This window comes from Leptolyngbya sp. CCY15150 (genome assembly GCF_016888135.1).
In the GTDB taxonomy this organism is placed as follows: Bacteria; Cyanobacteriota; Cyanobacteriia; order RECH01; family RECH01; genus RECH01.
This window is the reverse complement of sequence record NZ_JACSWB010000244.1, coordinates 62,314-80,464: the sequence shown is the minus strand read 5'-3', so window position 1 is coordinate 80,464 and position 18,151 is coordinate 62,314. Positions and strand designations below refer to the sequence as shown.

The 18,151-nt window shown below is 54.5% G+C and carries 19 protein-coding genes; 10 read left to right on the top strand and 9 right to left on the bottom strand.

The genetic code is table 11. From position 1 onward, the window contains the following. Window positions 1-9 precede the first annotated feature (9 nt). Window positions 10-345, top strand: a complete 336-nt coding sequence (locus JUJ53_RS19170) for a DUF3082 domain-containing protein (protein ID WP_204153647.1) — start codon at window positions 10-12, stop codon at window positions 343-345. 203 nt (window positions 346-548) lie between these two features. On the opposite strand, the gene JUJ53_RS19165 is transcribed toward JUJ53_RS19170, so the two are convergent. Next, on the bottom strand, window positions 549-2,123 hold the full coding sequence (locus tag JUJ53_RS19165; protein ID WP_204153646.1) for a SagB/ThcOx family dehydrogenase: 1,575 nt from the start codon (window positions 2,121-2,123) through the stop codon (window positions 549-551). A gap of 200 nt (window positions 2,124-2,323) precedes the next feature. Here JUJ53_RS19165 and JUJ53_RS19160 point away from each other — a divergent pair, with 200 nt between their 5' ends. The 9 genes from JUJ53_RS19160 to gshA all read left to right on the top strand — a co-directional run bounded on the left by JUJ53_RS19160 (window position 2,324) and on the right by gshA (window position 11,489). Then, complete coding sequence (locus JUJ53_RS19160) at window positions 2,324-2,770, top strand: thioesterase family protein (RefSeq protein ID WP_204153645.1); 447 nt, start codon at window positions 2,324-2,326, stop codon at window positions 2,768-2,770. Between the two features lie 188 nt (window positions 2,771-2,958). Further along, window positions 2,959-3,477 (top strand): hypothetical protein, encoded by a 519-nt coding sequence (locus JUJ53_RS19155; RefSeq protein ID WP_204153644.1) that lies wholly within the window; start codon window positions 2,959-2,961, stop codon window positions 3,475-3,477. Between the two features lie 773 nt (window positions 3,478-4,250). Further along, entirely contained in the window at window positions 4,251-6,293 is a 2,043-nt protein-coding gene (locus tag JUJ53_RS19150) for an elongation factor G (RefSeq protein ID WP_204153643.1), read from the top strand. A 158-nt stretch (window positions 6,294-6,451) separates the two neighbouring features. Beyond that, window positions 6,452-7,075 (top strand): TenA family transcriptional regulator, encoded by a 624-nt coding sequence (locus JUJ53_RS19145; RefSeq protein WP_204153642.1) that lies wholly within the window; start codon window positions 6,452-6,454, stop codon window positions 7,073-7,075. A 36-nt stretch (window positions 7,076-7,111) separates the two neighbouring features. Next, a complete protein-coding gene (gene thiD / locus JUJ53_RS19140) occupies window positions 7,112-7,942 on the top strand; it encodes a bifunctional hydroxymethylpyrimidine kinase/phosphomethylpyrimidine kinase (protein WP_204153641.1) in 831 nt (276 codons plus the stop codon). A gap of 133 nt (window positions 7,943-8,075) precedes the next feature. Further along, entirely contained in the window at window positions 8,076-8,555 is a 480-nt protein-coding gene (locus tag JUJ53_RS19135; protein ID WP_204153640.1) for a flavin reductase family protein, read from the top strand. A gap of 267 nt (window positions 8,556-8,822) precedes the next feature. After that, complete coding sequence (locus JUJ53_RS19130; protein ID WP_204153639.1) at window positions 8,823-9,176, top strand: phenylpyruvate tautomerase MIF-related protein; 354 nt, start codon at window positions 8,823-8,825, stop codon at window positions 9,174-9,176. 317 nt (window positions 9,177-9,493) lie between these two features. Further along, window positions 9,494-10,168: an HAD-IA family hydrolase gene (locus JUJ53_RS19125; RefSeq protein ID WP_204153638.1), complete on the top strand. Its 675-nt coding sequence runs from the start codon at window positions 9,494-9,496 to the stop codon at window positions 10,166-10,168. Between the two features lie 181 nt (window positions 10,169-10,349). Next, window positions 10,350-11,489, top strand: coding sequence for a glutamate--cysteine ligase (gshA, locus tag JUJ53_RS19120; RefSeq protein ID WP_204153637.1), 1,140 nt, complete (start codon window positions 10,350-10,352; stop codon window positions 11,487-11,489). Between the two features lie 41 nt (window positions 11,490-11,530). Here gshA and JUJ53_RS19115 read toward each other — a convergent pair whose 3' ends face one another. From JUJ53_RS19115 to JUJ53_RS19080, 8 genes are all read right to left on the bottom strand, one after another. After that, window positions 11,531-11,755, bottom strand: a complete 225-nt coding sequence (locus tag JUJ53_RS19115) for a ribbon-helix-helix protein, CopG family (RefSeq protein ID WP_204153636.1) — start codon at window positions 11,753-11,755, stop codon at window positions 11,531-11,533. After that, window positions 11,736-12,005: a BrnT family toxin gene (locus tag JUJ53_RS19110; protein WP_204153635.1), complete on the bottom strand. Its 270-nt coding sequence runs from the start codon at window positions 12,003-12,005 to the stop codon at window positions 11,736-11,738. Before JUJ53_RS19110 ends, JUJ53_RS19115 begins: the two co-directional genes overlap by 20 nt. Before the next feature lie 222 nt (window positions 12,006-12,227). Then, window positions 12,228-12,425 (bottom strand): type II toxin-antitoxin system RelE/ParE family toxin, encoded by a 198-nt coding sequence (locus JUJ53_RS24800; RefSeq protein WP_343327992.1) that lies wholly within the window; start codon window positions 12,423-12,425, stop codon window positions 12,228-12,230. A 140-nt stretch (window positions 12,426-12,565) separates the two neighbouring features. Then, entirely contained in the window at window positions 12,566-12,805 is a 240-nt protein-coding gene (locus tag JUJ53_RS19100; RefSeq protein ID WP_204153634.1) for a hypothetical protein, read from the bottom strand. 153 nt (window positions 12,806-12,958) lie between these two features. Then, on the bottom strand, window positions 12,959-14,536 hold the full coding sequence (locus JUJ53_RS19095; protein WP_204153633.1) for a B12-binding domain-containing radical SAM protein: 1,578 nt from the start codon (window positions 14,534-14,536) through the stop codon (window positions 12,959-12,961). A 134-nt stretch (window positions 14,537-14,670) separates the two neighbouring features. Beyond that, on the bottom strand, window positions 14,671-15,771 hold the full coding sequence (locus JUJ53_RS19090; protein ID WP_204153632.1) for a tetratricopeptide repeat protein: 1,101 nt from the start codon (window positions 15,769-15,771) through the stop codon (window positions 14,671-14,673). Window positions 15,772-15,972: 201 nt separating this feature from the next. Next, window positions 15,973-17,622, bottom strand: a complete 1,650-nt coding sequence (locus JUJ53_RS19085) for a DUF3352 domain-containing protein (RefSeq protein WP_204153631.1) — start codon at window positions 17,620-17,622, stop codon at window positions 15,973-15,975. 160 nt (window positions 17,623-17,782) lie between these two features. Next, window positions 17,783-18,007 (bottom strand): ferredoxin-thioredoxin reductase variable chain, encoded by a 225-nt coding sequence (locus JUJ53_RS19080; RefSeq protein ID WP_204153630.1) that lies wholly within the window; start codon window positions 18,005-18,007, stop codon window positions 17,783-17,785. Between the last annotated feature and the right edge of the window lie 144 nt (window positions 18,008-18,151).

Below are 18,151 nucleotides of genomic sequence, written 5' to 3'. Positions count from 1 at the left end.
GAACTGACTATGTCATCCGATCCCAAAACGCCAACCTCCAGTCCATCCAGCTCCATCGATACGCCACCCACGCCCCTACGGTGCCTCACCGGAGCAGCGGTATCCGGTGGGTTGGGTACGGCGCTCTATTTCCTCACCCGTTCAATTATCGATACCTTTGCCCATAAACCAGTCCCCACCGGCAGCCCCTTCGCAACTAATATCGCCATTGCTGTGCGTACCTTAGTCATGGGGCTCAGCACCTTGGTGACGGCCCTATTTGCGATCGCTACCCTAGGACTCATTGCCCTCGCTATCCAGTTGTTGATTCAAAATGGGCGATCGCCCCAAGCTGGCGAGGACTAAAGCTCCCACTTATTTTCTTTGTTACAAATCGAGCTAAAAAATCACTGGAAATCTGTTTTCCTATTTATTTGTAGAATGCGTTACGGCTTCGCCTAACACACGCTACTTTTTTTAATCCGAACGCGCAATCGATTAAACAGTAGTAGTTTCAATCTGATGGATGCGGAAATCTTACCTAATATCAGGCTATGCGATACCTGACATTACTTCGGACGTCCCAACGTCGTGATGTATAGCACCGCTTCATCGGCAGGAATGCCTAGAACTTCATTCACCGAATCATCAAAAAAGCCAGCAATACCGCTCACCCCTAGACCTAGGCGAATGGCACCCAGGTTCAGACGCTGGCCTAGATGGCCGGCATCCATGTGTAGGTAGCGATAGACGCGATCGCCATATCGAGCGATCGCCCGTTCTAGGTCAGCGGTATGGAACACCACCGCCGCCGCGTCGCGCCCTAGGTCTTGCCCAAGGCAGAGGTAATGCAGCTCTCGCCGAAAGTTTTTGAAGCGAATTTGTCGCAGTTCTTCGGCATTGGGAGCGTAGTAGTAGCAGCCTTCTTCCAGACCATCCACCCCAGATACGGCCACGAAGGTCTCAATCAGGCTGAGGTCGAAATAGTCGGGCTGGCGATCGAAGCTTTGGTCGATGTAGTGCTGGGGTTGGTAGGTGAAATCGAGCAGCGCCCGCAGTTCATCAAGGGTTAGGTCAGCTCCGCTGTAGGCGCGGGTGGAACGGCGCTTGAGCATAGTGGTCTCTAGGTCAGCGAGGCGATCGCCCCATTGAATTGCCTCAGACACCGTGGACACCTTCAGGCAAAAGGGAAAGTTGTATTTATCGGGAACAGGTTCGGCAGGCGGGGCTATGGGTTCGGGCTGTACCGGACGAGAGGGGCCAATCAACACTCGCTTAATGGGTGGAGCGGGCTCGGGATGAATCTGGGTGGCTTGGTGCAGATAGCCCAGGAGGTCACCCTCCGAAATTTTAGGATAGTCGCTATGGGTTTTAGACGGCAGGGCCGTGGCAGCGATCGGGAGATTTTGCTGCACGTCTAGCAGATCGGCGAGGGGAATGACGGCTGTTGCGCCTTCCTCGTCTGAGTTGAGATACATCAGTTGATTAACGGCTTCATCCACAAAGCCACCAATCAAATGGGGTCGATAGTCATTGAGGGCGCAGGCTAGTTCAATATTGCCCAGCAGATGCCCCGTATCCAAGAAAATGCGTCGATAGGCCCGAGCTTGGTAGCGCCAGGCCGATCGGAAAAAGACCGCCGTGGTTACCAAGGCCATCTGGGTTTGCTGGAGGGCAGAGTGCCACAAACAAGCATCCTGCAATCCCGACCACACTTCACTGTCCCAAAAATGCAGCAGGGAATGCGATCGCGGCTGATAGTTATACAGTCCTGCTGGCAAGAGAGGCGTGCCTCGGGAGATCAGGTAGAGTTCCGCCGGATAGAGACCACCGGCCGAGGGAGCCGACCGAAAATAGATCGGTTCGCCGCTCATGGTCACCATCTTCACCGTTAGCCCATAGCTGCAGAGAAACAGCCGAGACAGCCGCCGCCAGGCTTGGTGGGTGGCATCGGTTGGGTCAAACTCATCGGTTAGATAGGGTTTGAGATCCACCGAGGTGCCTAGCTTATAGTCCTTGAACGGAACCGGCTGCTGATTCCAGTCTAGGGGCTGAGATTTGGCGGCGATAGTATCGGGGTCATACTTGGTGCGTTCGTGATAATGGCGAGCGATAGACGGTTGAGAGTCTGGCGTAGCTGGCATAAAAGGACTCACCTGCGGTCGTTGAGGATGCGATTAGTTTGATCTTGACACGCCCAATCGTAGAATGTCCGAATGGTGACCTGATGTATCACAGGGCAGAATTCAGCCATCTACCCTGACCTTAGCGAATAGATCGGGCGATCGCCCACAGAGGTTTTTCCCATGGCACTGCCCATTCCCGTCCTGAATTGATTGAACCTATGTCTTATACCTATCGCCGCACCGTCCGATTTCGTGAAACTGATGCTGCAGGCGTCGTGTACTTTGCCAATGTATTAGCCATGTGCCACGATGCCTACGAAGCCTCTCTGGCCGAGGCTGGCATTGATCTCCCCTCCTTCTTTTGCTATCCCAAGGTGGCCTTTCCGATCACCAATGCCACGGTTGATTTTTTCCAGCCAATGTTTTGTGGCGATCGCCAAATCATTCAGCTTAGCCCGCGACAACTAGGCAGCAGCGAGTTTGAAACGCTTTACGAAATCTTCATCGATCCTGGCGAAGAACCCGCCCCTATGACCTGCGTGGCCCGAGCCAGCACCCGCCATGTATGCATCAATGCGATCGCCCGGGCCAAGGCTAGCCTGCCGCCGGAGGTGCTGCAATGGCTACGGCGCTGGGGTAAGGTCTTAGACGAAGACTTGCTCTAGCAGCTCTGCCCGAATAGCCCCCACCGAGGACGTATCCCACGTTTGCAACTTCATGCCCCTCATCCCCCAACCCCTTCTCCCAAAAAGGTAGAAAGGGAGCCAGATTCAACGTCTCTTGACCGACTTGGGCAAAAGATTTAGAAGGATTTAGGGTGTAGCTTGCTTCCCGCAGGGTGGGGTCACAAACCGTGGGACGCTCCCCCACCGATGCCCGCCGTCTCCCCAGATATCCCATGAGCAGCAGCGTCGATCGCTTTATTCAGCTCGCCCTCAGCAGCCTCCGCCGCACCGTCACGGAGGCGGTACAGCAATGGTTTGACCACCATCCCCTCATGGCTTGGTTTCTAGGGCATCCTTGGGTATCCGTAGCGCTGCTAGGCATCACGGTCATCCTCCTCTGGGGGCTGCTAGGGGCGATCGCTCGTCTGGCTCAATATGCTTGGATCAGCGCCCTACGGCTACCGATTTGGCTAGGCTGGTGGATCATTCTCCGGTTAGGACGCTTCCTCCAATCCCAGTGGATCACCTCCGTTGCCCGCCAACAGCTAGACGCCGACTCTCCCCAGCAGCGCCTCACCGATATCGCCCAACGCCTCGATGCCCTGCGGACAGAACAGGACGCCCTGCTCACAGAAGTGCGATCGCTCCTCGATCAACTTCCCCCCATGCCCAATCTGCCCCCCAGCAACGACAAAAGCAGTGATTAGCCCCACCAAGGTCTTGATCACTGAACTCAATCCACCATGGTGTAGCGTGCTGTTAGGCGAAACCGTAACGCACCTGTAGCTGAGCAATCACTCAGGGCGATCGCCCCCATGATCAATCCACTGTATAAACTTTCCTTGCTGCTTTTTGAGCAGTGTTTAGCAACAGGTTAATCTAAGAATAAGCAGTTAGAGACATTTCGAGGTTTAATCACGCTTCAACATACGAAATTGTCATCGGTGCCTACTCAAAAAGCGATCGCATTATTGTATCAATTCCGTCACTAATCTATAGAAAACATGATGGAATAAAACATCCTGTGATAGCCCGTTTTTTGAACCTTGCAGGAGCTATCTATCCTAGCAACATCCACGCCCCAACAGCCGCTTTAGTTCGCTAGAAGTCCTGCAAAGTAGATGAGATCTGAGGATCTTGATGACTGATCTGATGATGATTGAGCAGGCGATCGCCCTCAGCGATTGAGCCATTGAGGTAGGTTTATAGCAACCTTAGATCAACAGGTATCATCCTAGAAAACATCCAAAACTTTTAATATCTGTTGAGCCAAAGATCTCGTAGTCTGAACTGTAATAAAGCCCGTTTTCTCGAATTGCATTCGTTTATTCATGATGCTAAACGCGGACAATTACCATTCCAAACATTCGTGAAACTTTATGACTATTTATGGCAGTCATAGGGTAACCGCAGCTAAGGAATAAGACCATTGCTCAGCGCTTAGTACGTTACTTTGATTCCATAAAGGAGTGAGCGTCGTATGAGTGGCAATGTAGTATCTGGCTCACGAAATGTGGCGATTGTGGGGCCCTACTTGAGCGGTAAAACCACCCTGCTCGAAAGTATGCTTTCGGTGACGGGAGCCACCTCCCGCAAAGGGAGTATCAAAGACGGTAATACCGTTGGTGATGCAACCCCCGAAGCCCGCGATCGCCAGATGAGTGTGGAGGTGAATGCCGCCAGTACTGAGTACAGCGGTATTCGTTTTACGTTTGTGGATTGTCCAGGGTCGATTGAATTTGCCCAGGAAGCCTATAATGCGCTGATTGGCGTTGATGCAGCCATTGTGGTCTGTGAACCAGACAGCGATCGCGTCTTGACCTTGGCAGCCCTGTTTCAATTCTTAGATGACTGGGAAATTCCTCACCTGCTGTTCATCAACAAAATTGATAAGGCCCATGCGGGTTTTTCCGATCTGCTCAACGCCCTCCAAACCGTTTCAACCCGGCCCCTCGTGCTGCACCAATATCCCATCGGTCAAGGAGACGCCACCGCTGGGTTTATTGACCTAGTGACCGAGCAGGCCTATCACTACCACCCCGGAGCCCCAGCCGATCCCATTCCCTTGCCCGATGACTTAAAGGAGCAGGAGCATCTAGCCCGCCAGGACATGCTCGAAGCCTTGGCAGACTTTGATGATCATCTGCTGGAAGAGCTGATAGAAGAGGTTGATCCTCCTGCCGACGAAATTTGGAGCGATCTGAAGCTAGAGCTTGGGGCAGATTTAATCGTGCCCGTGTTTGTCGGCATGGCCGATCAAGACTATGGCGTGCGTCCTCTCCTCGATGCCCTCGTACGTGAAACCCCAGAACCCTCGATTGCAGCGGCTCGTCACCCCATTGCAGCGGCCGACGACATCCCTGTAGCCCAAGTCCTCAAAACCTACTACACCCAGCAGGGCGGCAAGCTCTCCCTGGTGCGCGTCTGGCAGGGTACGTTTCAGGATGGGGCGATCGTCAACGGTACGCGCTTAGGCGGCATCTATAGCCTCATGGGACAGCAGCAAACGCCTCTGCAGGTGGCCGAAGCTGGCGCGATTGTGGCCATGGGTCGCTTGGATGGCATCAGCACCGGCGCTACCCTGAGCACCGATGCCTCCGTTGCCGCTCTACCGCAGGCCGAGCATTTGATGCCGGTCTACGCCTTGGCGATCGCTCCCGAACGCCGCAGCGATGATGTCAAACTCAGCACGGCGCTCGGCAAGCTGATGGACGAAGATCCAGCGATCGCTTGGGAACAGCACGGCGACACCCATGAGGTGATCCTCTGGGGGCAGGGCGACATTCATCTCCAGGTAGCCCTCGATCGCTTGAGTCGTAAGCATAACCTGCCCATGACCACCCACGCACCTCAAGTGCCCTACAAGGAAACCATCAAGCAGGCGACCCAGTCTATCCACGGACGCTATAAGCACCAAACCGGTGGACATGGGCAGTTTGGTGATGTCTACCTCGACATTCGTCCCCTCGATCGCGGTGCAGGCTTCCAGTTCAAGGAAACGATTGTGGGCGGCGTCGTGCCCAAGCAATATATTCCCGGTGTGGAAATGGGCGTGCGGGAATTCCTCAGCCAAGGGCCCCTGGGCTTCCCGGTGGTGGATGTGTCGGTGACGCTCACCAATGGTTCCTACCACGCGGTGGATAGCTCGGAGCAAGCCTTTAAGCAAGCAGCCCGCATCGCCATGCAGGATGGTCTACAGCAATGCCAGCCCTCGCTGCTGGAGCCGATTCTATCCATGGTGATATCGGTGCCCAATAGCTACACCTCCAACGTGCTGCGGCTAGTGAGCACCCGCCGGGGGCAAATTCTCGGCTATGCCAGCAAGCCCAACTGGCGCGACTGGGACGAAGTGACCGCCTACCTACCGCAGTCGGAGATGCAGGATCTGATCGTCGAGCTGCGATCGCTGACCATGGGGGTTGGGTTCTTCCAGTGGCAATACGATCATCTGCAAGACGTCCCCGACAAGCTGATGGATCAAATGATTGCCCGTAGCCAAGCGGCTGCCAACGGCAACCATTAACGGCTGATCAACGGCTTCAACCTAGGTCGCCCATCATAGCGATCGCACCACACCGCTGGGGTATGTCAACGACTCTGGCGGTGTTATTCTGGCGATGTCTTCACGAAGGTAGCTAAGTTCGCTACCTTAAGTAGGCGTCTGTTTACCAGTTGACCACCATGCCCTTAACCTGTCATCAGCTCATCACCCTCCATCCCCAAGCCTGGGACTCAGCCACGGTGCATCCTTTTCTGGATCAATGCGCGAACAGCACCATCCAAACGCAACAGTTTAATACCTGGCTGGTGCAAGATTATTTATTTGTGGTGGACTTTACCCGCATGGCAGCGCGGCTCTTGGCGATCGCTCCCGTCGAGCACTATGATGTCTTGCTGAGCGGCATGATTGCCCTTAAAGACGAACTTCAGTGGTTTCGTGCCAAGGCCCAAGAACGACGGCTAGAACTAGACGTGCGTCCCCAAGCCACCTGCACCGAATATTGCGCCTACATGGGCAGTCTCGCCGATGCGCCCTACGCCGTGCAGGCCACGGCCTTCTGGGCCATTGAGCTGGCCTATAATCAAGGCTGGCAAAAGCCCGGAGCCATGGATGCACCCTATGCAGAGTTTGCAGAGCGCTGGGGCAATCCAGGCTTCACCGCCTACGTACAGCAGTTGGAGCAGCAAGCCGACCAAGCCCTGACCACCGCCCCTGACCTAGCCCAACAGCAGGCAGAGTCTGCCTTTCTAAAAATCACTCGCCTAGAGCGCGATTTTTGGCAGATGGCCTTTAACGCCGCGTAGTTTTGGCAGCAAGCCACCCCTCAACCCATGATCGCGATGAACGTTCCATCTATCCCCGTTGCGCTCACCATTGCCGGATCGGATAGCGGCGGTGGAGCTGGCATTCAGGCCGACCTGCGCACCTTCGCCATGCACAAAGTCCACGGCACCAGCGCCCTCACCTGCGTCACCGCCCAAAATACCCTCGGGGTGACCCGCGTGGATGCCTTGCCGCCGGAAGCGATCGCTGCCCAGATGCAGGCGGTGATCGAGGATATTGGCCTGCACGCCGCCAAGACGGGAATGCTGCTGAATATCGGCATTATTGAACAGGTTGCCCAATGTCTAGAAGCCTGGCAGCTAGAGCGCTTGGTGGTTGATCCAGTCATGGTGTCGCGCACCGGAGCCCAGTTGATCGACGACGATGCGATCGCCTGCCTGCGATCGCGCCTGATTCCCCTGGCCGCCGTGCTAACCCCCAACCGCTACGAAGCTCAGATCCTCAGCGGTCTTGAGATCCAAACCCTGTCGGACATGAAAACTGCTGCTGAGCTGATCTATGGCCTCGGAGCCAAGGCCGTGCTGGTAAAAGGCGGCAGCATGGACGCAGAATTGCGCGGTGTGGATGTATTGTTCGATGGCGATCGCCTACAGATTTTACGCACCCAGCAGATCCAGACCCAAGACACCCACGGCACCGGCTGCACCCTCTCAGCAGCGATCGCCGCCAACCTAGCCCTGGGTCACGCGCTCAACACCGCCGTGCGCCTAGCGAAAGACTACGTCACCACTGCGCTGCACTATTCCCTACGCCTAGGCCAGGGTCAAGGGCCGGTTGGGCATTTCTTCCCGTTGCTCAGCCCCGTCATCCCATCGGAACATCCCTAAGCACCCCGCACGGCCCTAAGCTGTCCTAAACTGACAATAATTATGAACAACAAGACGAACCTGATTGGCACCCAGTCTGAGGCACCCTCAGGGGCACCATCAGGATCGGTATACCCCCTAGGAGGAGATCTTCGTGCTCGACGAACAGGCCAAGAAAACTATGCTTCGCAAAATCCCCCACGGGCTTTATGTCTGCGGAGTTCAGGATGGCGATGAGGTCAACGGCTTCACGGCAAGCTGGGTGATGCAAGCCTCCTTCCAGCCGCCCTTGGTGGTCAACTGCGTGAAAAATGACTCCGGCTCCCACGCCATGATCAAAAGCAGCCAAGTCTTTGCCCTAAGTGTGTTGGAAGAAGGGCAAAAGTCCATGGCTCAAACCTTCTTTAAGCCCCAACGACGGGTCGGCAACAAGTTTGAAGAGGTAGAGTTTTACCTCGGAGAAACCGGCTGCCCGATCATCACTGACTCCCTCGGCTATGTAGAATGCCGCGTTGTTGGCGCTGTGGAACATGGCGACCACACCGTATTTGTGGGTGAAGTGATCGCCGCTGGCATCCACCGGGAAGGCAATCCGCTCCTTCTAGAAAGCACCGGCTGGCAATACGGCGGCTAGTACCGCAAGACAGAAGAACGAAGACAGAAAAACGAACATGAAGTCCAAGACACACAAGGTTTTTCGCCTCAACATAGGCGAGTTACTTCCACCTCAGAGTCCTAGGACTTTCTCGATCTAATAGCCCCGTAGATCGAGGTGTGAGTAGGTTGGGTCAAGCATCTAGCACGATCCAACCCCCACCCATCGATTCAACCGGTCGATCTACCATGGCTTGGCAGATGAGTCCCAAGATAAACCGACGTTTGACGTGATCACCCTTGACCTATGCCCTTAATCAAACTTCAAACTTCCCTCCCCTCCCCGGATGCGGCCGCGGTTGAGTCCCTGCTGAAGGATCTGTCCGCCAGTCTGGCCAAGCATTTGGGTAAACCCGAGTCCTACGTGATGACCTCCTTTCAAGCCGACATCGCCATGACCTTTGGGGGCACCACCCAACCCACCTGCTATATCGAAATTAAAAGTGTGGGCACCATGGGAGGCGATCGCACCCGCGCCATGAGCCAAGATTTTTGCGCCAAGATCCATACTGCCTTGGGCATCCCAGCCAATCGCACCTACATCGAATTTGCTGATGCCCCAGGAGCCATGTGGGGCTGGAATGGTTCCACCTTTGGCTAGGCACGTTAAGAGACGTTATCAATAAGACAACCACTAAATCATGATTTCGCTATGCTGAGAGCAGGCTTGTCCGTTCAGCACGTTTTAGTCAACCTGCTTTTTGATCATGGTGTGATGAAGTTTGATGAATGCGGACAGGTACCCCTTGCCCAAAGCAGCGCCATGCTGAATCCCTCGCAATCTGCCAAATAGGCAGTGACGTATAGATAGTAGGGAATGGGTTTTCAACGAGCACCTGTATCACCTGGTTTCGACTTATCAGGAGCTGAGCACAGTTGCGATCGCCCTGATCCGTATTTCATTTCTCTTAGGTACCTATGTTAAAAGCCCTCCTATTTGATCTTGATGGAACCTTAACCCACAGTGATCCGGTACATTTTGAGACTTGGGCAGAGCTGCTAAAGGGCTATGGCTTAACCATCAACCTGGATTTCTATAAAGTACATTTCAACGGCCGTCTGAATGAACATATCATCCAAGACCTGTTGCCCCAACTGTCTGTAGATGAAGGTATTCAGCTTAGCCGCTATAAAGAAGCTGAGTTTCGCCGCCGTGCGGCCACGGTTCTCCGTCCCCTAGCCGGTCTAGATGTGCTGCTGCCCTGGATGAACCAGCGTGCCCTCAAGCGCGCCGTGGTCACTAATGCTCCCCGAGATAATGCTTACTTCATCCTACAAACCCTAAATTTTGACGAGATCTTTCCGGTAGTAATTTTGGGGGAAGAACTGGAGCGCGGTAAGCCCGACCCCTTACCCTATACCTTCGCCCTCGATGGTCTTGATATTGCCCCAGAGGAAGCGATCGTGTTTGAAGACTCGCCCTCCGGTGTGCAGGCCGCCGTGGCAGCCGGCATTCCCACCGTGGGCATTGCCTCCAGCCAGCCGCCGGAGATTCTCTATCAAGCCGGAGCTACTCTCGTCGTGTCTGACTTCAGCGATCGCCGCCTGTTTGAACAACTCCTAGAGCCAACGGAACCCTTGCTTTCTGTCTAACCATCAGCCCATTTCTCTGGATCCCCTCATCCAGAGGTCGTGGCCATACCGGATAATAGAATCATTGGTAATCCTATGGGCATTGCCAAGCATCACCGTGGGGCAAGGCTACACCCAGATTCCCAGTCGCCTAGACAACACCTCACGGGTAATCATCCCTGCGCAATGAAGGAGAACGACCGTGCTACTATCCAAAGGCTTTGAGGTTGAGATGTACACGGGCACCCCCCAGGGGGAGATTGTGGGACTCTCGGATAAGATTACCGCCGCCCTGCATGGCTTCGTCCGCGAACCCGATAGCCGCAATGTGGAATATACCACTCCCCCTCTCTACGGCTACGATCGCCTCCTGTGTAACCTCGTGCGCCCCCGCCGCGACCTGCGCGCCTACCTGCAAACCTTAGGAAACTACACCATCCACCCCGGCAGCACCCTCTCCCTCGGCGATAGCCAACGATTTTGGCGCTCCGACCCCAGCAATCCCTACCACGACTACATCGAACAAACCTACGGAGCCACGGTAGTCACCGCTAGCATCCATATCAATATCGGCATCGAAGATCCAGAGATGCTGATGCGGGCCTGTCGCCTAGTGCGATTAGAAGCGCCGCTATTCCTGGCCCTGAGCGCATCCTCACCCTTTTTAGATGGTCAGGTGACCGGTGCCCACTCGCGCCGCTGGAGCGTTTTCCCTAAAACTCCCGCCCAGGTACCGCTGTTTACCAGCCATGACCACTTCATTCAATGGACGGAGCAACAGTTGGTGCTCGGCACGATGCAAAATGTGCGCCACCTATGGTCATCGGTGCGACCCAATGGCGATCGCCGTCCCTATAACCTCAACCGTCTAGAGCTACGCATCTGTGACCTCGTATCTGATCCGATCGCTCTCTTAGCCATCACCGCTTTCCTGGAAGCTCGACTGATGCAGCTCTTTGACCAGCCCGACCTCGATCCCCTGGTGAGCAGTAGCCTATCTATCGAAGAACTAGGGGCGATCGCTGATGATAATGAACAAGCTGCCGCCTACCACAGTCTCGATGCCGAACTGCGCCACTGGCAGGATGGTCGCACCATCATCGCCCGCGACTGGATTGAGGAACTCTACCCAGAACTATGGGCGATCGCCAAGTCTCGGGGCTTTAGCTGCTTTTTATCTCCGCTGAAGAAAATTCTCCGGGAGGGGAATGAAGCCCAGCGCTGGCTAGCGGCCTATGAGCAAGGGCAGGATATCCGCACGATCATCCAGCAAGGCATTCAAGACATGAGCGATCGGGAAGCGATGCTGGAAGAACAAATCTGTCAGGGCATTGCCGCATAGTTAACCCGGATAAACTAGAACTGAAACATCCAAGCTTTCCTTCAACTCACTCGTTCAAGCCGTTCAGCCAGCCAAACTTTAACAATTGATTCGCGAGTCACTCCAAGCCGTCTTGCCTCCCGATCTAATGCCTCCAGCATCCATTCAGGAAAATCGATTGTCACCGCTCTAGATTCATGTCCCGGGCGACGAGCTTGAGCGAGCTCCAAACATTCAGTCATTGTTTCACCTTGCTCAAAGCGCTGATCAAATGCTTCTGCCTTCATAAATATCTACCTCCTCTATTCGTGCCCGTCGAACGGATATGATTCGGACTCTTGATTCTCGATAGGTAATCACCGCTGACCAATGTTTAGCCTTAACTTTACCGATCACTAAAAACCTGGCTTCATCCTCGGTTCTAGCAGGGATTTCAATACGATCAATATCCATCCACAATTGTTGAGCTTCTGTAAAGTCAATGCCGTGCTTTTGCTGATTAGATTGACTCTTGTGTAGATCAAACTCAAACTCCATGTCCCTGTCAATTGGCTCACCTTGTACAGGTCAGCATGTCCCCATTCTATCGAATTATGATTCAGGTTCCCTTGGTGCTTCTACTCCGTTATGGCAAACTCTATAGCGATCGCTCCCTTCATTACCCATATCATACCCAAGGAGCGATCGCATAGAGCTTGGGTAGCTCAGGAATGAGCGCCCAACCATCCAATCCAATAACCTTAGGGCAAGCACGTCTCCTTATTCTTCCTGCTCGATGATTGCTCTGATTTCATCTGCATCAATATCAGCCTGCTCAGACTTTAGATAGATCGTCAGAAGAATAATTCCAGTCGTAGTTTGAAGATAGTAAATCAGGCGATATCCACCACTTTTACCCTTCTGAATATCCGTGTTGCGAATGCGAACCTTGAAGACCGAATAACCGATGTTCGAGATTTGATCGCCAATGATATTGCCGTTCTGGAGTTCTTCAATAATCGGTTGAACATCCTGGTAGATGCTGCGATATTTTTTTTGCCAGAGTTCTTAAATTACGAGTAAAGATTCTAGCCGCTTCAACCTGTACGATCGGTTGATCAGTCATGCTCAATCCCGTCCCAAAGTTGGGAAACGGGTACGGTTTGTCCGGTCATAGCTTCGTGCCAAGCCTGTCGAAAATTCGCCAGGATTTCATCTTTCGAAACCCGATCGGATTCAAGCTCAGTTTCACCAATCAAAATGATCACTTCGACTCGACCATTCACATCCACAAGAGGCTGATCTAGATGAATCTGCCCCCACTCATCAACGCGACCTATGGCCTTAACTGCTCTCATGGCGCTTAACTGCATTTAGTTTGGTACTCAAAATTATAGCAGTCGTACATCAGCCACCAAGTATTGCGATCGCACCTCTTGTAGACAGAATCGATCGAGAAGGGGCGATCGCTCTCCTAACCCAAAGAGCGATCGCTTCTTAGCTGACTTGACTTACTGACCCACCGATGCCGCAACCGGATCAGGAACAGACTCATCCTTAGCTGCCTTCAGAGCTGCCAACTGTTCCTCAATTTCCTGACGAACAATATCGCGATATTCTAGGAAATGTTCATTGTGGGCGCAGACGGTTAGGTATTGAACTGCCACCTCAGGGTTCTGCTGCAGGATACCCCAGAGATTACGCCAAAATTCCCAGCGGGTGCTGCGTTTCATACCTTGCCGCCAAATGACGATCAGTAGGGCACGCAGATCCACTAAGCTGGGCCACTGGAATGCTAGTTTATAGCGTGGCTTACCCATTTTCAGGAAATAGCGATAGACGCGATTCAGATACGTATGAGGTTCATAGAGCGTGCTGAAGGCCTCTACATATTCCTGGGCAATTTGTTCAATCGGGCGAGTCGGTTCGAAGTTCATCAAGGTAGTTTGGTTGATGCCCGCTTCTTGACCGAGTAAGCGTCCTTCTTTTTCTAACCGATGCCACAGGGCTGTATTCGGTAAAGCCTGGAGCATGGCAAAGGTAGTGGCAGGAATGCCGGTTAATTCAACGAAGGTAACAATGCGATCGCCGGCCCCAGCTTCTTCGTTATCAAAGCCGATGATAAAGCCCGCCATCACCCGGAGACCTGCAGCCGTGATCTTATCAACGGAATCAGCTAAGGAATCGCGGGTATTTTGAAACTTCTTGGTGAAGGTAAGACTTTCTTCGTCAGGCGTTTCAATGCCTACGAAGATCGCATCAAAGCGACAATCGGACATCATAGCCATCATCTCTTCATCCTGAGCTAAGTCTACCGATGCTTCGGTGACAAAGCTGAAGGGATAGCCGCGCTCCTGCTGCCAGGCTTTGAGCGCCGGCAGTAAGAGTTTTACATTGCGCTTATTGCCGATAAAGTTATCGTCTACCATGAAAACGCTGCGCCGCCAGCCGAGTTCATAGAGATAATCTAATTCTTTGAGCAACTGCTCGGGCGTCTTGGTGCGGGGTTTACGACCATAGAGAACAATGATATCGCAAAATTCGCACTGGAAGGGACAGCCTCGGGAAAACTGCACGGACATCGAGTCGTACTGATCGAGGTCGAGCAGGTCGAAGCGCGGCACGGGGGTATGGGTCACGTCTGGCTTTTCGCCACCGGAACGGAAGACACCGCTGCGATCGCCCCTTTCTAGGGCTTCAACAAACATGGGTAGGGTAATTTCCCCTTCATCCAGCACCAAGAAATCGGCACCGGCAAATTCCATATCCTGGGGAATGGAGGTGGGATAGGGGCCGCCCACCGCCACGAGCTTGCCGCGCCGCTTCGCTTCTTGCACTTGGGCAATCATGTCGTCTTTTTGCACAATCATGCCGGAGAGGATGACGATGTCGGCCCAGGCCCATTCTTCTTCCGTGGCTGGACGGATATTGCGATCGACGAGCTTGAAGTCCCAGGTTTGCGGCAGCAGGGCTGCAACCGTGACCAACCCTAGCGGCGGTAGCAAAACTTTGCGATTAACCAGTTCTAAGATTTTCTCGTAGGACCAAAAGGTTTTTGGAAAAATGGGATAGATAAACAGTGCTCGCATGGGTTTAGCCGTTCCTCACAGTACCGTTTGCTTCATTGTAGGGTAACCGCCCGCCTGCTGTTGTTTCGTGCAAAACGCTACCCAGGGGAGATTGACTGAATGCCTTGCTCCATCTTTGATCTAGCTTGGCAACCCTAGGGCGATCGCGACAGGTTATACAAAAATACTAGGCTGCTATAAAGATGGAAGGCGGGATCCCAGGTGCTCTCGGATTTACGCAGCAGGTCTAAATAATGGGGCAGCCCCATCACTAGATCAAGTTGGTTAATGGCGCTTTCTGCAAAGGGTGTGAAGTCTGACCACAGGGGGACGGCATCTAGGGTGTGATCGAGAAACTGCGATAGGCGATTCCAGCTCAGACGCAGCGATCGCCCTCCCATAGCCGCATCATCCTCAAACATCACCCCCGACTGAAACTGGTAGGTGCAGTCGCAAAAGCGCACGATGGAGTTGCGCCCTGGAATATGCAGGTCATACACCTGGGCATAGTCTTGGGTGGCATCTTTCCGCCGCACCTGCCGCCGCGAGTTGAGGTCTACCACCTGTTCAAAAATGGGCAGCAGGCCCTTAACGCGCTGGGTGACTTCTGACCAGGCAAAAGTGAGCGCGCCGGTTTGGCCATGCTCGTTTTGGCAAATCACCGTAGACTGGTTCGACAGATCTTGGAAATACTGCACCCGAAACACATGCAGTTGACGAACGGCATCTAGGGGTTGCCAAAAGGCGGGAATGCCCGCATCACGCAGCTCTTGGCCATACACCTGCAGTTCGCCGATCGCGCCCATGCGGTAGAGCCGCCAACCTCGGTTGGGCATCTGAAAGCGGGCGGTGTAGGGATCGAGTTTAAAAATGCGGGCAAAGTGCTGGGCGGCGGTCTGGCGCTGGTCTGGGGCGATCGCTTCTAGGATCAAAAAGCCTGGTTTGCTGTGATCCGGATCGGCCGTGGCGGCGGCGATCGCTTGCCGGCGCTGGTCTTGGATCTGCTGTTCAAGTTGCTCAAGCCCTTGGCGAGCCTGCATGGCCAGCTTGGGGTTGGTGGTGGCCTGCAGCACTTGACGATAATATCGCTCCGCCGCTTCGCCGTGATTCGCAACGGCCTGCAGCTTGGCGGCATAGAGCAACACGCCAGGATCGGGGGGCGATCGCTGCAGTAAAGGCTTGATCAGCCGCGCCGCTGTTTTATAATCTTTGCTCTGAAAGGCAGCAATGATGGGATCTAAGTCGGCATGGGCCATAGGACTCCACCTCGGTATAGGTACCCAACCCTTGGGCTGTCTTAGTATGGCTCAGGGTACCCATGGTTCACAAGGGCACATCCCTCCTGCCTACCTAGTTCTCCGAGGTGTAAGGAATCCACCTAGGTGCTGAGGTGGGAAACCTTGTGTGTCCTGGAAGTCCTTTTCGTTTTTCTGTCTTCGTTCTTCTGTCTTGCGGTACTAGCGACCCACATGGAGAAAAATCTCGCCGCGCTGGGCGGTGGAGTCGTTGCCGTAGCTGGTGAAGGTGATCTCGTCTACGTCGGTCACTAATGGCGTTTTAGGGCTGGTGATGAAGGAGAGGAGGGGAATTTTTTGGGCGATCGCCCCTCGCAGCAGACTCCAATTGAGGTACAGGTAGCCGTCGTTGGGGGTATGGAAGGAAGCGATCGCTCGCTGAAACGTAGCATCCCCCAGAAACGATTGGGTGGGAGCCGCTAAGGCCGCCTGCATAGCCCTTAGGGAGCTGGCCACCACGGTATAGTTGCCCAGGCTGGTATAAACGCCCTGCACCTGAGCGGCAAGCTGCAGTTGGGGTTCACTAACCGGCTGCAGGGTCGCCCAAGCGGTGATGGCCTGTTCACCCAGGGGAAAGCGCCCGAGGCTGACGCCCTGCTCGGTGGCGACAGCATCTAGATTCTGCAGCACCTCGGCTAAGTCGGGGGAGGACTGGGTCACCAAGACCCAATCGCTAAAGGCAGGCGTAGTGGGCAATAGGGCGATCGCATATTCCCCGACTAAATGGGACAGAATATCCTGCGGTAGGTCAATCCCCCATTGGGTTTGGCGATCGCTCACCAGGGAGCCTAACCATTGCTGCGGCAATCGGTAGCCCGCCAGCCCGGCATTGAGCTGCTGCCAACTGCTGAAGAGATCCACCCCCGCCGCCACCAGCGCACTCTGGCGAGGGATGTACTGCAACGCGCCCACGGGGGCAGAGAGCAGCGGTTGGCTCAGGGGCATGTGCTGCCCGGCAGCGGAGAAGAGAGATCCTTCGATCACCAAGCCCCCGGCCGTCGATCGCACGCCCGCTAGCAAACTGGTCAAAAGGGGAAAGGGAGCCGGATCCGCCGACGGCACCAGCCAATCGAGCAACTGCGGTACGTTCACAAACACCACCGCTAAGCGATCGCCCCCATGGGCCAAGGCTTCCTGGTAGCGGCGATCTTGGGCGATGCTCAAATTGGTCACCTGCACCGTATTCAGGGCCTGCTGCAGCACCTTGGGGTGATTGGCTAGCAGCACAAAGGAGTCAACGGTGGCGCTGGCCAGGGTGGGCGCTTGATCTGGATCGCTGGGAGCATGGGTGGTAATGGTCACCCCGGCGTAGCGTTCAAAAACGAGATCAGAGCCAGCGATCGCTTGATTGCGCCAGAGTTTTTGCACAAATTGCTCCGATCGCTGCAGGTCGGTGCTGCTCAGCGCCAGCAAATAGCCCGGTTGCTCGCCGTTGTCAGGATTGCGATCGAGGTCGGCAGTGGTGACTGCCAGGGTGACTTCATCGCCCACCCAAGGCTGGATATCGCGGCCATAGCTCAGCCCCGTATCGGCTAACCAAGACTGTGTCAGTTGCTCGGCCGAGAGGGGCGATCGCCCTTGGGCAACCAGTTGGGCATCGATGGCGGCTAGTTCATCCGGACGCACCAACACCGACACCATCAGGGGAGCCTGCTTAGCCACAAACATCGCGGCCTCAGGACTTGACTTACCCTGAATCTCCGCAAGCGGAATCGTAGGACGAAGGTCAGTTGTGCTGCAGCTTGATAGCCCCAAGCCCGTCACCGCCACCGTCAGCAGCGCCAGCAGGGAAACCAAAAAACGAACGATCATGCTTGCTCATCCAGTCCGTGAGTGGGGCGGGTTTTCCTGAGAAAACGCCACCCCCTAGTGTAGTGCTGAGCGGGAACCCCAACGGCGATCGCCACCCATCGTCTTGGCTAACCCATCGTCTAGATCGCCCATTTAGACCGCCCATCTAGACCGCCATGCCCTACTCCACCACCTCTAATTCTGTATCTCGCAGATGGGCCTTAAATCTACCGTCGAACTTCACCAGCCAAGGAAAGTTTGCGCTGATGGGCTTGTCTTTCCATTGGCTAGCCAACCCCACAACTTCGCCTTCTTGCCCCTCTAGATCAAAAGGCTGGTTGCGATGTTTGGGGTGATGATAAACCACAACGGATTGACAAACTCGGACGCGATCGCCAACTTTCATAAATCTCTGTATCCCTCGTTCAACGGTGCACAATGCCAACGTACCCTTCACCGCCCCTGCAACATTAGCGACCTACCCCACCTCCATACTTAGACGCTAGGGCAAGGCGATCGCCCGCCATCCCTACATCCAGCCCATCATGAC